This window comes from Paraburkholderia lebeckiae, assembly GCF_050436225.1.
Taxonomy (GTDB): domain Bacteria; phylum Pseudomonadota; class Gammaproteobacteria; order Burkholderiales; family Burkholderiaceae; genus Paraburkholderia; species Paraburkholderia tuberum.
On record NZ_JBNDLU010000001.1, the window covers coordinates 1,145,241 to 1,160,110 of the forward strand.

Here is a 14,870-nt window from a genome sequence, read left to right on the forward strand (position 1 = left end):
GACACCGCCAAAGCGAACTTCTTTCGACACCGCTACAATCGGCCGGTTTTCTTGCGACACCCGCTCGCTCACAGGCCGCATTTCATGGCTTATTAGCGCGACACGCCGAACAAAACCGGTGCATGTCCGCGGTCTGGCGCGGTGTCGCGATCTAAACCGCGTGACCACAACAACATCCCCACCCGGAGCCGCTCATGACAACGCTCAATATCAACGGCGAAACCCATACCGTCGATGCCCCGCCAGACATGCCCCTGCTGTGGGTGCTGCGTGATCTCGTCGGGCTGACCGGCACCAAGTTCGGCTGCGGCATCGCGCAATGCGGCGCATGCACCGTGCATCTCGATGGCGTCGCGGTGCGTTCGTGCGTGTTCCCGGCGGCGGCGGTCGGCGACCGCAAGATCGTCACGATCGAAGCGCTCGGCGCCACGCCCACGGGCCAGAAAGTGCAGCAGGCCTGGCGTGAGCTCGACGTCGTGCAATGTGGCTACTGTCAGTCGGGACAGGTGATGTCGGCGGCGTCGCTGCTCGCGCGCAATCCCAATCCGAGCGACGCCGACATCGACGCCGCGATGGCGGGCAACATCTGCCGCTGCGGAACCTATCACCGCGTGCGCGCGGCGATCAAGCACGCCGCGAAGGGGGCCTGACATGTCCCAGGGATTGCTCGATGCACAGAACGGCGCGCAGCCGGCTGACACCGACACGCGGCATGCGCGCGGCATCTCGCGGCGCGGCTTCCTCAAATTCGGCGTGACGGTCGGCGCCGCGGCCGGCGGCGGTCTGCTGCTCGGCTTCAGCATGCCGGCCGCGAGCCAGGATCAGAAGGCGGGCAAGAGCGTGATCGGCGGCGATGCGAACGAGGCGCCGCAAAGCGGCGTGTTCGCGCCGAACGCGTTCATCCAGATCGACAACGCCGGCAAGGTCACGCTCGTGATACCGAAGGTCGAGATGGGTCAGGGCGTCTATACGTCGATTCCAATGCTGATCGCCGAGGAACTCGAAGTGCCGCTCGGCACGGTCACGCTCGATCACGCGCCGCCCAACGAAAAGCTCTTCATGGACCCGCTGCTCGGCGGGCAGTTGACCGGCGGCTCGACGTCGATCCGCTTCGCGTGGGAGCCGATGCGCCGCGCGGGCGCGACTGCGCGCGTGATGCTGATCAACGCGGCCGCGCAGCAGTGGCAGGTCGATCCGGCGAGTTGCCACGCGCAGGCCGGTCAGGTGATCCACGCGGCCAGTAATCGCAGCGCGAGCTATGGTCAGCTCGCGCAGGCCGCCTCCGCGCTGCCCGTGCCGCAGAACGTGCCGTTGAAAGACCCGAAGGACTTCAAGCTGATCGGCACGCCGGCGAAGCGTCTCGATTCGCCGGAGAAAGTCGACGGTACCGCGCAGTTCGGCCTCGACGTGCGCTTGCCCGACATGGTTTACGCGGCGATCGCGAACTGTCCGGTGTTCGGCGGCACGCTCGCGAGCGTCGACGATACGCATGCGAAGACGATCCCCGGCGTGCGCGAGGTCATCAAGCTCGACAACGCGGTCGCGGTGATCGGCGCGCACACGTGGGCCGCGAAGCGTGGCCTGCAGGCGCTCGACATCAAGTGGAACGAAGGCGCGGGCGCGCAGGTATCGATGAAGCGCATCGTCGACGATCTCGCGGCGGCCTCGCAACATGGCGGCGCGGTGGCGCGCAAGGACGGCGACGTCGGCCGCGCGTTCGGCGCTGCGAAGTCGCGCGTCGACGCGGTATACCAGCAGCCGTTCCTCGCGCACGCGACGATGGAGCCGGTCAACGCCACGGTCCACGTGCGCGGCGACGCCTGCGAAATCTGGCTCGGCTCGCAGGTGCCGACGCGGGTCGTCGATGCGGCGGTCGCGGTCACGGGCTTGCCCGCCGACAAGATCATCGTGCACAACCATCTGATCGGCGGCGGCTTCGGACGGCGGCTCGAAACCGACATGGTCACGCAGGCCGTGAAGGTCGGCAAACAGGTGTCGACGCCGGTCAAGGTGCTGTGGACGCGCGAGGAGGACATCCAGCACGACATGTACCGACCGTACTACTACGACACGATCTCGGCCGGGCTCGACGCGAACGGCAAGCCGATCGCGTGGCAGCATCGCATTGCCGGGTCGTCGATCATGGCGCGCTTCGCGCCGCCCGCGTTCAAGAACGGGCTCGACCCCGATGCGGTGGAGGTCGCCGCCGATCTGCCGTACGACCTGCCGAACCAGCTGGTCGACTACGTGCGCGTGGAACCGCACGCGGTGCCCACCGCGTTCTGGCGCGGCGTCGGGCCGACGCGCGGCACGTTCGTCGTAGAGAGTTTCATCGACGAACTCGCCGCGCACGCGAAGATCGATCCGGTGCAGTACCGGCGCGATCTGCTCGGCAAATCGCCGCGCGCGTTGAACGTGCTCAACCTGGCCGCGCAGGCCGGCAACTGGGGCAGCGCGCTGCCCAAGGGGCAAGGGCGCGGCGTCTCGGTGATGCACGCGTTCGGCAGCTTCTTCGCGATCGTCGTCGAGGTCGCGGTCGAGCAGGGCGAAGTGACGGTCAAGCGCGTCAACTGCGCGGTCGATTGCGGGATGTTCGTCAACCCGAACACGATCGAAGCGCAGGTGCAGGGCGGCATCATCTTCGGCATCACGGCGGCGCTTTATAGCGAGATCACGATCAAGGACGGTCGCGTCGAGCAGAACAACTTCACCGACTACCGGATGCTGCGCATCAACCAGACGCCGCCGATCGACGTGCATATCGTGAAGAGCGGCGAGGCGCCCGGCGGCATCGGCGAACCCGGCACCGCGGCGCTCGCGCCCGCGCTGACCAACGCGATCTATGCGGCCACCGGCACGCGGCTGCGGCAATTGCCGGTTGGCCGCCAACTGCACAACGCCTGACGCGAAAGGAGCCCGACATGAAAAACATGCTGAAGGGTCTTGGCGCGGCGCTATGCGTCGCATTGCCGTTTATCGCCCAGGCACCTGCTGATGCCGCAACTCCGGCAGCCACCGGCGCAGCCGATCAAACGCTCGTGCAACGCGGCGCTTACCTCGCTCAACTCGGCGATTGCGCCGCTTGCCACACCGCGCCGAAAGGCAAGCCGTTCGCCGGCGGCCTGCCGATGAACACGCCGATGGGCCGCATCTACGTGACCAATATCACGCCCGACGCACGGACCGGCATCGGCGGTTACACGGAAGCCGACTTCGCGCGGGCGCTGCGTGAGGGCGTCGCGAAAGACGGCCACAACCTGTATCCGGCGATGCCGTATCCGTCCTACGCGAAGGTCAACGACGACGACGTGAAGGCGCTGTACGCGTTCTTCATGCACGGCGTCGCGCCAGTGCAGCAGGCGAATCGCGAGTCCGACATCAAGTGGCCGTTGAACATGCGCTGGCCGCTGATGTTCTGGAACATGGCGTTTCTCGAGAAGGGTGCGTATCGCGACAAGCCAGGCAAGGACGTCGCGTGGAATCGCGGCGCGTATCTGGTGCAAGGGCTCGGACATTGCGGGTCGTGTCACACGCCGCGCGGTATCGCGTTCCAGGAAAGCGCGCTCGACGAAAGCGGCAGCGCATTCCTGAGCGGCGCGCTGCTCGACGGCTGGTTCGCGTCGAACCTCACGGGCGAGCACAACACCGGGCTCGGCCGCTGGAGCGACGAGGATCTGCGCACGTTCCTGAAGACCGGCGCGAACCGCCATGCATCGGCGTTCGGCGCGATGACGAGCGTGATCAACAACAGCACGCAAGCGATGAGCGATCAGGACGTCGCGGCAGTCTCGACGTATCTGAAGTCGCTGCCGCCGGCCGGCGGCACCGGCGCGGCGGCCTATACGTACGATCCGCAGGCGACGAAGGTGTCGCTCGATCGCCCCGCGAACGATGCCGGCGCACGCGTCTATACGGCGTATTGCATGCATTGCCACGGCGTCGACGGGCACGGCTTCGCGCCGATGCTCGCGCCGCTCGCCGGCAATCCGAACGTGCTCGCGAAGGACGCGTCGTCGCCGATCAACGTCACGTTGAACGGCACCGGCGATCTCGTGATCGACGGCGTGCCGTCGCCGTTTCCGATGCCCGGCTTCGCCGCGGTGCTCGACGATCAGCAGATCGCCGACGTGCTGAGCTTCGTGCGGGTTGGCTGGAACAACGGCGCGCCGGCGGTCGGTGCGGCGGAGGTGGCGAAGTTGCGGCAGTCGACGCAGGCGGGGCGTTGATCGGTCGCTAAGTGCGGCGCAGAGGCGCGCTTGCCGACCTCGCGCCGTTTCAGGTTGTGGGCCAACCGACGGCAGCTATCATAGTGGGACGGCCACACCGTGCCTTCGTCGATGGACTCGCCGTCGGCCAATGCCGACATTTGCATCACGACCGATACAGGCGCATTGGTCCTATGGGAGTCCCCGTCGCGTTCGAACGGCTCTCAGAATTGGCCACGACCTTCGTCCGCCGTGCGGCGTCGAAGTCTCTGCGCGAAGCTCATGGACTTCCGACATGACCCTGCCCAGTGAAGCCCGAAACGTGTCGGTCACACCGTCGGCTTCTCGCCTGTCGACGCTCAGTCACATACAGATCGCGTCGCTGTGGTTTGCGCTCTTTACCCAATGGATGACGGTCGTTCCGGTGCTCGTGCCGGCACAGGTCGCCGAGATGCTCGGACGCGAAGCCGCGTTGAAGGAAGGCGTGGCCGGCTCCGTCATTGCGTCCGGCGCATTCATTGCGATGATCGTGGCGCCGCTGGCCGGCGCGCTTTCAGATCGCTGCTCTGCAAAACATGGACGTCGGCGACCGTTTCTCGTCACCGGCGTGTTCGGCATTGCGGTTGCACTGGTATGGCTTGGTTCATTCAACGGCGGGGGGAGCGTAGGGATGTATACGCTCGCGTTCCTGCATCTCCAGTTCTGGTGGAACTGGGCGGCGGGGCCGTACGCCGGGCTGGTGCCCGATGTCGTGCCAAAACAGGAAAGCAATCGCGCGAGCGCATGGCTCAACGTGATGACCGTGCTCGGCACGATCACTGGCAACGTGGTGCTCGTTGTCCTCTATTCGCCGGGGCACCTGTATCCTACGGTTGCCGCGTTCATTGCGATCATGTTGCTCTGCCTTTGGCTGACGATTCGCGGCTCGCGCGAGCCGACACCTGTCAGATCCCGACAACGGTTCGAACTCGTCGCGTTCATGCGCTCGTTCTATCTCGATCCACGCCTGCACCGAAACTTTTACTGGGTGCTGGTAACCCGTCTGTTCGGCAACATGGGAATCTGGTCGATCTTCACCTTCTTGTTGTACTACCTGCAGGACGTGATCGGCATTCGTCATCCGACCAGTCTCCTGAATGGGCTGCTTGGCGTCGGCGTGGTGCTTGCGATCCCGGCCAGCCTGCTGGGCGCACGGCTGGCCGACCGGCACGGCGTCGTTCCCGTCGTCCGCCTGACCAGCTGGATCATGGCCGGAGCTGCGATCGGCTTTGTCCTGCTGGCGTTGCATCCAAACCTGTTGCTGGTGATCGCAGTCGGGCTGGTTTTCTGCGCCGCTTACGGAACCTATCAAGCCGTCGACTGGGCACTCGCGCTGCAAGTGTTGCCAGACGATGCGTCCAGCGGCAAGGACATGGGCATCTGGCAAGTGTCGATGGTGCTACCGCAGATCCTCGGCCCTGCCGCGACCGGGTGGATGCTGTCATGGGTCAAGGCGTTTGCCGGTGCCGGACCCGCCTATGTCGTCGCGTTCGTCGTCGCAGCGGGGTGGTTCGTGCTCGCGGCGTGGTTCGTCTCGCGCATCAAGATTGCTTCCCGGCAGCACGTATCCGTGACTTGACCTACAGACCGCGAATCGCCTCAGCTCACCGATGCTGTCCCACCTTCTGCCGCTTTTCGAGCACGCGAGCATACCAGGTCAGCGGAAAACACATCGCGAAGTAGATCATCGCGACCATGCCGTAGATCGGAAACGGCCGGAACGCGGCATTCGTGATCATCGTGCCGGTCTTCGTCAGTTCGGCGAAGCCGATGATCGACGCGAGCGCGGTGCTCTTGACCACTTGCACGAGAAAACCGACGCTCGGCGCGACCGCGATCTTCAGCGCCTGCGGCCACACGATATAGCGCAACTGCTGGCCGAACGTCATACCGAGGCTCGCACCCGCGGCCCACTGACCGCGCGGCACCGCTTCGACGCAGCCGCGCCAGATGTCGACCAGATACGCGCTCGTATAGAACGTCAGCGTGACGGTCGCGGCGGCCCACGGCGACACGTCGATGCCGACGAGCGGCAAGCCGAAGAACGCGAGAAAAAGCTGCATCAAGAGCGGCGTGCCCTGAAACACCTCGACGTACAGCACGACGAGGCGGCGCAGCCACGCGATCGGCGACACGCGCATCGCGAGCAGCACTAGCCCGACTATCCCGCCACCGACGAACGCGATCAGCGACAGCAGCACGGTCCAGCGTGCGGCGAGCAGCAGGTTGCGGGCGATGTCCCACAGCGTGAATTCGACCATGATCAGCGCTCCGTCGGCAGGGTGCGCGCGCCGCGCCACATCAGGCGGCTGCGCCAGTCGCGCGGCAAGCCGTCGTTGCCGCTACGGCTGTTGTTACCTCGTGCCGCGCGGCCCGCGAACAGCCCGCGGCCGAAGCGGTTCAACAGCTGCCGCAACACGATCGACATCAGCAGATAGGCCGCCGTGATGATCACGTAGCTCTCGAACGAGCGGAAGTTGCGCGACTGGATGAAGTTCGCCGCATAGGTCAGGTCGGGCACCGAGATCTGCGACACGACGGCCGAGCCGAGCATCACGATCAGCACCTGGCCGAGCAGCGCGGGAAACACGTTGGCGAGCGCCTGCGGCAGCACGACGTAGCGGAACACCTGGCGTCCATGCAGGCCGAGCGCCTGGGCGGCCTGTACCTGGCCGCGCGAAATCGAATCGATGCCGGCGCGCACGATCTCGATTGCGTACGCGCCGAGATTGACGGTCATCGCGAGAATCGCGGCCTGGATCTCGTCGATATGAATGCCGAGGCTCGGCAGGCCGAAGAACACGAAGAACAACTGCACCAGAAACGGCGTGTTGCGGATCAGCTCGACGTAGCTCGCGACCAGCCAGCGCGCCCACTTCGGCCCGGCCGTCGCGATGCTCGCGCCGGCGATACCGACGAGCCCGCCCGCCAGGGTCGACACGGCGGTGAGCCCGAGGGTCACGGCGGCGCCGCGCGCGAGCATCCCCGCATACAGGCCGAAGCCGCTGAAATCGAACGCGTAAGTCATGGCCTCGTGCCCATCGTAGGATCAGATCGCGGCGCGGCCTTCACGGCGCCACGCCACAGGTTTCAAAGATCGGCCGGCAGCGGCGCGCGCAGCCACTTCTGCGAGATCGCGTTCATCGTGCCGTCCTTGCGGGCCTTGGCAATCGTTTCGTCGACCTTCGCCTTCAGGCGCGGCTCGTTCTTGTTCAGACCGACGTGATCGGGCGAGCTGAACAGCGCGAACTTCTGCTCCGGATCGTTCGCCGGATGCCGCGCGAGAATCGTCGCGCCGACGTCGTTGCCGACCACCATCAACTGTACCTGACCAGAAAGAAACGCCGAAATAGCACCGTTAGGATCGTCGAAACGTTTGATGTTCGCCGACGGCGGCGCGATCTTCGTCACGCTCAGGTCTTCGAGCGTGCCGCGCGCGACCGAGATCGACTTGCCGCCGAGGTCAGCGGCGTTTTTCACCGGCAGCGACTTCGGGCCGAACACCGCGAGGTAGTACGGCGCGTAGGGTTGCGAGAAGTCGATCACTTTTTCGCGCTCGGGCGTGTGGCCGACCGACAGCAACATATCGGCCTTGTGGTCGGCGAGGAAGGCCATGCGGTTGTCGCCGGTGACCGGCACCAGTTCGACCTTCGCGTTGAGCGCCTTGCCGATCAGATTGGCGACGTCGATGTCGTAGCCGACCGGTTTCATGTCCGGACCGATCGAGCCGAACGGCGGATAGTCCTCGAATACGCCGATGCGCACGGTGCCGGACTTCGCGATGTCGTCGAGCGCGTCGGCATGCGCGGCCGACGGCAGCGCGCACAGCGCGCCGAGCGCGGTCATCGCGAGCGTCGCTGCGAGCGTCGCGAACACGCGGCGGGTCGATTGGAGAGCGGGGCGCTGGTTCATGATGTGTTCCTCTGTCGTAATACGGTAGTTATTCAGGCAAAGCCGTGTGATGGGTTCGGGTATCAGGCGGCGCGCGCGGCGATCAGCTTGCACGCGTGCGGCGGCAGCTCGGCGAGCACCGGCATGCCGAGCGCGAGCCCGGGCGTTTCGCGCGGCGTGGTCGCGGCGGTCAGCGTGAAGCCCGCGCAATCGATCGTCGCTTCGAGCGAGGCGCCGACGTCGCGAATGAACGTGACGGTACCGGGCAGCCGGTTCGGGTTCGGTGCTTCCGTGGCCGCCTTCACGCAGATGTCCTCGGGGCGAATCAGCAGGCGGATCGCGTTGCCGGCCGCACCCGGCTGTCGCGCATCGGCGAGCGGCGCGCTCGGGTGCGGCGTCACCGCGATGCGCCGTCCGCCCGGCAGGCTCACGACGCCCGCGCCGTCGTACCGCACCGGCAGAATGTTGCCGAGCCCGATGAAGTCGGCGACGAACTCGCTGACTGGATCGCGGTAGATGTCGAGCGGCTTGCCGACCTGCGCGATGCGGCCTTTCTCCATCACGACGATCTCGTCGGCCATCGTCATCGCTTCGCGCTGATCGTGCGTGACCATGATCGTCGTGATGCCGAGGCGTTGCTGCAGCAGGCGGATTTCGACCTGCATCGCTTCGCGCAGCTTCGCGTCGAGCGCGGACAGCGGTTCGTCGAGCAGCAGCAGTTGGGGCTCCGAAGCGATCGCGCGAGCGATCGCGACGCGCTGACGCTGGCCGCCCGACAGTTGCGTGACCGGCCGGTTCGCCATATGCGGCAGCTGGATCAGTTCGAGCAGCTCGGCGACGCGGCGCGTTTGCCTGTCCTTCGCGACCTTGCGCAGCTTCAGCGGATACGCGACGTTCTGCGCGACCGTCATATGCGGAAACAGCGCGAGCGACTGGAACACCATGCCGAAGTCGCGCCGGTTGGCCGGCAGTCGCGTGATGTCGCGGCCGGCGAAATGGATGCTGCCTTCGGTCGGCGTTTCGAGGCCTGCGATCATCCGCAGCAGCGTGGTCTTGCCGCAGCCGGACGGGCCGAGAAAGCACACCAGCTTGCCGTCGGGCACGCTCAGGTCGACGTCGTCGACGGCATGCACGGCGCCGAAGCGCCGCGTGACGGCCTGCAAGGTCAGATGGGTCATCGTAAGCTCCAGCAAGGTGACGGGTTCACAGCGCGACGCCTTCGTCGCCGATCAGCTTTTCGAGCAGCCAGATCAGCGCGAAGTCGATCGCGACGATGACCACCGCGAAACAGAACACGGTCGGATCGAGCGACGACACCGTGCGGCTATAGAGCCATACCGGCAGCGTCATCGTGTCGATGCTGTACAGGAAGAACGTCACCGTAAACTCGTTGAACGACACGATGAAGGCGAACAGCATGCCGGCGAGAATGCCGGGGCGCATCAGCGGCAGCACCACGTCGATGAGCGCGCGGCCGGGGCTCGCGCCCATCACGAGCGCGGCTTCCTCGAACTCGGGGCCGATCGACGCCACCGACGCCGCGCAGTTCTTCACCGTGAACGGCAGCGCCAGGATCACATGCGCGATGATCAGCCGGCCGACGCCAAGCTCGACCGGCAGCACGTTGAACACCAGCAGCAGCGACAGGCCGAGCATAACGAGCGGATAGACGAGCGGCAGCGCGACCAGTTGCTCGACCATCGGCTTGCCGCGAAAACGGTAGCGCGACAGCGCGTACGCGGCGGGCACGGAGACCAGCGTCGCGATCAGCATCGTCGCTAACGCGACGACGAGGCTCGTGGTCAGCGCGGCGCCCATCGACAGCGTATCGGTCGCGTCCGGTGACACGAAGCTGTGCCACGCCGCGCGGTACCAGTGCAGGCTGTACGCGTGCGGGGGGAATTCGAGCGTGTCGGCCGCGCTGAACGACATCGCAATCATCGTGAGGATCGGCAGCGCGGCGAGAAACAGCACGATGCCCGCGACGAGCGCGGTCGCGCGGCCGAGCTGGCCGGGCATCGTATGAGGCAGGCGCGGGAAGCGCGGCAAACGAGGTTCGGTGCGCGGCAGGCGCGAGGTCGGCAGCGGCGTGCTCATGCGTGAGGCTCCCCGGTCAGACGTTGGGTGCGGCGCACGAGCCGTTGCGACAGCGCCATCACAGCGAGCGTCGCGATCATCAGCACCACGCCGGAAGCGGAGGCGGCCGGCCAGTTCAAGAGCGGCGCGACCTGATCGTGCACCAGCACCGCGAGCATCGGCACGCGCCGGCCGCCGAGCAGCAGCGGCACCGCGAAGGCGCTCGCGTTGTACGCGAACACCAGCAACGCGCCCGACACGAGGCCCGGCATCGCGAGCGGCAGCAGCACGTGACGCAGCGTTTGCCAACGGGTCGCGCCGAGCGTCGCGGCGGCTTCCTCGTACGAGATCGACACCGCGCGCATCGCGCTGGACAGCGGCAGCACGGCGAGCGGAAACGCGGTCTGGATCAGCCCGAGCAGCACGCCATGCTCGCGATACAGCCACATTACCGGACGCTCGACGAGTCCGCTCGCGAGCAGCGCGTGATTGAGCAAACCCGCCGGGCCGAGGATCACGAGCCAGCCATAGCCTTGCAGCAGCAGATTGACGAGCAGCGGCAGCAGCACACCCGCGAGCAGCAGCCGGCGCGCGAGCCGCGATGTCGTGCGCGCCATCGCGAGCGCGACCGGAATCGCGAGCACGACCGCGCACAGCATGCTCTGGAACGCGAGCCGCATCGTCAGCCACAACGACTTCAGGAAGTAGCCATCGAGCAGGTCCGCGTAGTTTTGCAGCGTGAAGCTGCGCCATTCGTTGCCGGACGTGCCGAAGCTCATGCGCAGCACGACCAGCGCGGCCGCGCCGAGTATCGCCAGAAACAGCAGGATCGGCGCAAGTAGCAGCCACGGGCGCGCTTTCGCGAGCGTCGTTGCGCCGGCAGCGGGGTCGGTCACGGCCGTCTCGACGACTGCGGAAGCGGAAGCAGCGCCGCCGGGCGTCGGGCCCGGCGCAGCTTCGTCCGGCATCATCGCGGCACGCCGCGGGAAGCGCGCGAGCATCGTGGTTACGCCGAGAAGATTTCGGTGTAGCGCTTGATCCATGCCGGCTGCACGGCGGCGAGCGCCTTGTCGTCATGCAGCACGGCTTTCTCGGCGATCTGCTGCGGGCTCGGCACGAACGCGCGGCTCTCGGCCGGAATCATCGCTTTCGAGTTGACTGGGCCGTTCAGCACATCGGCCGCCATGCGGCCTTGCACGCCGGCGTCGAGCGAGTGATTGATGAACGCGTGGATCAGGTCGGTGTCGCCCGGATGCGCTTTCGGAATGACCGTGAACATCAGTTGCGTCGCGAAGCCTTCCTTCATGCCGTAGGTCACGCCCATCTTGTATTCGGGCTTGCGGATCTGATCCGGGAAAAACGCGGGCGAGTAGATGCCGCCGATGTCGAGCGAGCCCGTGCGGAACAGATCGGCAACCTGGTTCGGGTTCTCGCCGAGCGTCATCACGTGGTCTTTGAGCTGCGCGAGCTTCTTGAAGCCGGGCTCGATGTTCTGCTGCGAGCCGCCGTTCATCTTCGCGGCGATGATCGCGAGATCGACCGCTTCGGCCCACTCGGGCGGCGGCAGGAAAACGCGGCCGGCGTATTTCGGGTCCCACAGCGCCTCGTACGACGAAGGCGGCGCCTTGACCGTCGCGGTGTTGTAGATGAGGCCGTCGGACCACAGCAGATAGCCGACGCCGAAGCCGTTCGCGCCGGTGCGGTATGGCGGCGCGACTTCTTTCAGGTTCGGCAGGCGGTCGAGGTCGGGCTTCATCAGCAGGCCCGCGTCGGCGAGGCCGGAGGCGCCGACACCGGCGAGCGTGATCACGTCATAGGTGGGGCGCTCGCCCGCTGCCTTGACTTTGGCGACCATGCCGGAGGTGCCGTCTGCGCGATCGGCGATGACCTTCGCGCCGGTCTTCGCGGTGAAGGTCGCGGCGATGTTGCGCAGCGCGGCCGTGCCGGTATCGTCCGACCACGTCAGGATGCGCAGCGTCTTGCCGCTGAAGTTGTGCTCCTGCGCGCGCAGGTTGAGGAACGGCATCGGCAGCGCGGATGCCGCGAGCGCCGTACCGATCGTCTTGATGGCCTGCCTTCTACCCCGTTTGATTTGCTGCATGGCGGTCTCCTCTGTTGAACGCCCATTGCCCATGATTCACCGTGACCGCTGCCGGATATACCGTGCGTGGATGCACTGTAGGTTTGCCAAAATCACGCAACAATCGAAATATGCGCATGGATGGCATGACGTGCGCTCATGGCTCGCCGCCAGCGAACGCGGTGGCGAGCGATTTGGCGACGCGCCGGGAAGCTACGGGCGATGGCTTATGCGGGTTAACGTCCATATCTGGCTGAGGAATTCCAGCGTGCGTCGAGGTATGAGGAAAGCTCGGTTCTGGTGCGATTGCTGAAGGCTTTTTTGCACCGGGCCGGTGCGACATTCCTCAGTACGGGCGTTTTTCACGCATGCCATGAGTCGAACGCATGCGGGTTTGCCCGCGCGCCTGCTCGTGCGCGCATAGCCGATCGCGTATGCTGTGGGCTTGACGGGCAGGGCGGCGAGGGGCGCTGCCGCAGCCACGCAATGATTTTTTCTGATCCTGGACATCCGATGCGACGCCTACCGCCGCTCAACGCGCTGCAGATTTTCGAAACCGTCGCGCGCCATCGCAGCTTCACGCGTGCCGCCGATCATCTGTGCCTGACGCAAGGTGCGGTCAGCCGGCAGATCATCGCGCTCGAGGAGTACTACAAGTTTCCGCTGTTCAAGCGGCACGCAAAGGGGCTGACGCTGACCGCCGAGGGCGAAATGCTGCTTCCGGCGGTCAAGGAGAGCTTCGCGCGGATCGAGGAAATGTCGTTGCGCTTGACGAGGCAGCGCACCGATCTCGCGCTGAAGGTGCCGACCTGCGTGATGCGCTTGATGCTGCCGAAGATCATGCGCTTCCAGTCCGACTATCCCGATCTGCACGTGCAGATCACGACCACCTGGCAGCACGACGTCGATTTCCAGAGCGAGCCGTTCGACGCGGCGATCATCTACGGTTCGTCGCCCGGTGCGGACGTGCAGGCGGTGTCCCTGTTCGAGGAGCGTCTGACGCCAGTCTGCACGCCCGAGCTGCTGAAGGACAAGCCGCTCGCGCAGGTGGCCGATCTCGGGCGCCACACGCTGCTGCATCCGACGCGCGATCATCGCGACTGGAAGATGTGGCTCGCGAAAGTCGCGGAAGCCGATTCGGCGGGCGCCGCGACGATCGACGCGGAGCTCGGCCCGAGCTTCGATACGCTCGACATGGCGACCAACGCCGCCGCGCAGGGCTTCGGTGTCGCGATCAGCGACCTCGCGCTTATTGACGAGGACGTCGCTGCCCGGCGCCTCGTGCGGCCGTTCGATTCCGTGCTGAAGACCGGCTGGCGCTATTACTTCGTGTATCCGGACTCAGTCGCGCAACAGCAGAAGCTGAATCTGTTCCGCGACTGGATCGCCGAGCATTGGGAAGAGTGAGGTTGCCGTCCGCCCGCGCCGGATAAGGCATCGCGTCAAGGCGCGAACGACAGAAACAGATAAGCCGCGAACAGCGACAGATGCACGGCGCCTTGCAGAATCGTCGTGCGCCCGGTGCTGAGCGTCAGCGTGGCGACCACCAGCGTGAGCGCGAGCAGCACCATGTCCTTGCCATCGATGCCGAGCACGATGGGCTGACCGATGTACAGGAACACGCCGGCGACGGTGGGAATGGTCAGGCCGATACTCGCCAGTGACGAGCCGAGCGCGAGGTTCAGGCTGGTCTGCAGACGGTCGGCGCGCGCTGCGCGCAGCGCCGCGAGTCCTTCCGGCAACAGCACTAGCGACGCAATCACGATACCGACCACCGCCGGCGGCGCGCCCGCGCTCAGCACCGCTGACTCGACCACCGGCGACAGCACTTTCGCGAGCAGCACGACCGCGACGAGGCTCACGAGCAGCAGCGCGCCGCTGATGGCTGCGAGGCGCGCGCCGGGTGGCTCGGCATGGACGTCTTCGTCGGGCACGCCGGCGAGGAAGTAGTCGCGATGGCGCACCGTCTGCACGAACACGAACACGCAGTACAGCACCAGCGACGACACGCCGGCAAACGCGAGCTGCGACGGCGACAGGACAGGGCCGGGGCTGGTGGTCGTGAAATTCGGCATCACGAGCGTCAGTACCGACAGCGACGCGAGCACCGCCAGCGCGGCCGCCGCGCCGCGGCTCTGGAAGTCCTGTTCCAGATGGCGGATGCCGCCCACCAGCAGACACAACCCGACGAGGCCGTTGCAGACGATCATCACGGCCGCGAATACCGTATCGCGCGCGAGGGCGGCTTTCTCGGGACCGGACGTCAGCATCACCGAGACGATCAGCGCCACCTCGATCACCGTGACGGCGACCGCGAGCACCAGCGTGCCAAACGGCTCGCCGACGCGATGCGCGACCACTTCGGCATGATGCACGGCGGCAAACACGGCCGCGCATAGCGACATGCCGGCCAGTGCGAGCAGCAGCGTATTGCCCGGCATCGCGTAGGCGGCGCCGAGCACGATCCAGCTAGCGATCGGCGCGACGAGAGTCCAACGAGGCAAGACGGTCGCGGACGAAGTCATGCGGCCTTCCTTTCGGTGCGTGTGCGAACTTGAAGTAATATCTTAACAAGTGAC

At 66.0% G+C, this 14,870-nt stretch carries 13 protein-coding genes; 5 read left to right on the top strand and 8 right to left on the bottom strand.

Annotated elements, in window-relative coordinates; translation table 11 throughout:
• The first annotated feature begins 194 nt into the window (after positions 1 to 194).
• The 4 genes from OKW45_RS05425 to OKW45_RS05440 all read left to right on the top strand — a co-directional run bounded on the left by OKW45_RS05425 (position 195) and on the right by OKW45_RS05440 (position 5,823).
• Positions 195 to 650 carry a (2Fe-2S)-binding protein gene (locus tag OKW45_RS05425; RefSeq protein WP_018420878.1) on the top strand — a complete coding sequence of 152 codons (456 nt, stop codon included), beginning with the start codon at positions 195 to 197 and terminating at the stop codon, positions 648 to 650.
• Position 651: 1 nt separating this feature from the next.
• Complete coding sequence (locus OKW45_RS05430) at positions 652 to 2,904, top strand: xanthine dehydrogenase family protein molybdopterin-binding subunit (RefSeq protein WP_429466437.1); 2,253 nt, start codon at positions 652 to 654, stop codon at positions 2,902 to 2,904.
• Between the two features lie 17 nt (positions 2,905 to 2,921).
• Entirely contained in the window at positions 2,922 to 4,226 is a 1,305-nt protein-coding gene (locus OKW45_RS05435) for a c-type cytochrome (RefSeq protein ID WP_429466439.1), read from the top strand.
• A gap of 274 nt (positions 4,227 to 4,500) precedes the next feature.
• Positions 4,501 to 5,823, top strand: coding sequence for an MFS transporter (locus OKW45_RS05440; RefSeq protein ID WP_429466441.1), 1,323 nt, complete (start codon positions 4,501 to 4,503; stop codon positions 5,821 to 5,823).
• Positions 5,824 to 5,848: 25 nt separating this feature from the next.
• On the opposite strand, the gene OKW45_RS05445 is transcribed toward OKW45_RS05440, so the two are convergent.
• The 7 genes from OKW45_RS05445 to OKW45_RS05475 form a co-directional block, all read right to left on the bottom strand.
• The gene (locus tag OKW45_RS05445) at positions 5,849 to 6,505 is read right to left on the bottom strand and encodes an amino acid ABC transporter permease (protein ID WP_429466443.1); all 657 of its coding nucleotides are present in this window, start codon (positions 6,503 to 6,505) and stop codon (positions 5,849 to 5,851) included.
• A 2-nt stretch (positions 6,506 to 6,507) separates the two neighbouring features.
• The gene (locus tag OKW45_RS05450) at positions 6,508 to 7,272 is read right to left on the bottom strand and encodes an amino acid ABC transporter permease (RefSeq protein WP_429466445.1); all 765 of its coding nucleotides are present in this window, start codon (positions 7,270 to 7,272) and stop codon (positions 6,508 to 6,510) included.
• Positions 7,273 to 7,334: 62 nt separating this feature from the next.
• On the bottom strand, positions 7,335 to 8,156 hold the full coding sequence (locus OKW45_RS05455) for a transporter substrate-binding domain-containing protein (protein ID WP_429466446.1): 822 nt from the start codon (positions 8,154 to 8,156) through the stop codon (positions 7,335 to 7,337).
• Between the two features lie 62 nt (positions 8,157 to 8,218).
• Entirely contained in the window at positions 8,219 to 9,313 is a 1,095-nt protein-coding gene (locus OKW45_RS05460) for an ABC transporter ATP-binding protein (protein ID WP_429466448.1), read from the bottom strand.
• A gap of 25 nt (positions 9,314 to 9,338) precedes the next feature.
• Complete coding sequence (locus OKW45_RS05465; protein ID WP_429466450.1) at positions 9,339 to 10,232, bottom strand: ABC transporter permease; 894 nt, start codon at positions 10,230 to 10,232, stop codon at positions 9,339 to 9,341.
• Positions 10,229 to 11,212: an ABC transporter permease gene (locus OKW45_RS05470; RefSeq protein WP_018420887.1), complete on the bottom strand. Its 984-nt coding sequence runs from the start codon at positions 11,210 to 11,212 to the stop codon at positions 10,229 to 10,231. The genes OKW45_RS05465 and OKW45_RS05470 overlap by 4 nt, the downstream gene beginning before the upstream one ends.
• A 5-nt stretch (positions 11,213 to 11,217) precedes the next feature.
• The gene (locus tag OKW45_RS05475; protein WP_429466452.1) at positions 11,218 to 12,312 is read right to left on the bottom strand and encodes an ABC transporter substrate-binding protein; all 1,095 of its coding nucleotides are present in this window, start codon (positions 12,310 to 12,312) and stop codon (positions 11,218 to 11,220) included.
• A 492-nt stretch (positions 12,313 to 12,804) separates the two neighbouring features.
• On the opposite strand from OKW45_RS05475, the gene OKW45_RS05480 reads away from it, so the two are divergent.
• Positions 12,805 to 13,698: a LysR substrate-binding domain-containing protein gene (locus OKW45_RS05480; protein WP_429466454.1), complete on the top strand. Its 894-nt coding sequence runs from the start codon at positions 12,805 to 12,807 to the stop codon at positions 13,696 to 13,698.
• A gap of 35 nt (positions 13,699 to 13,733) precedes the next feature.
• Here the strand turns inward: OKW45_RS05480 and OKW45_RS05485 are convergent, their stop codons facing one another.
• Positions 13,734 to 14,816: a calcium:cation antiporter gene (locus tag OKW45_RS05485; RefSeq protein ID WP_429466456.1), complete on the bottom strand. Its 1,083-nt coding sequence runs from the start codon at positions 14,814 to 14,816 to the stop codon at positions 13,734 to 13,736.
• Positions 14,817 to 14,870: the final 54 nt, after the last annotated feature.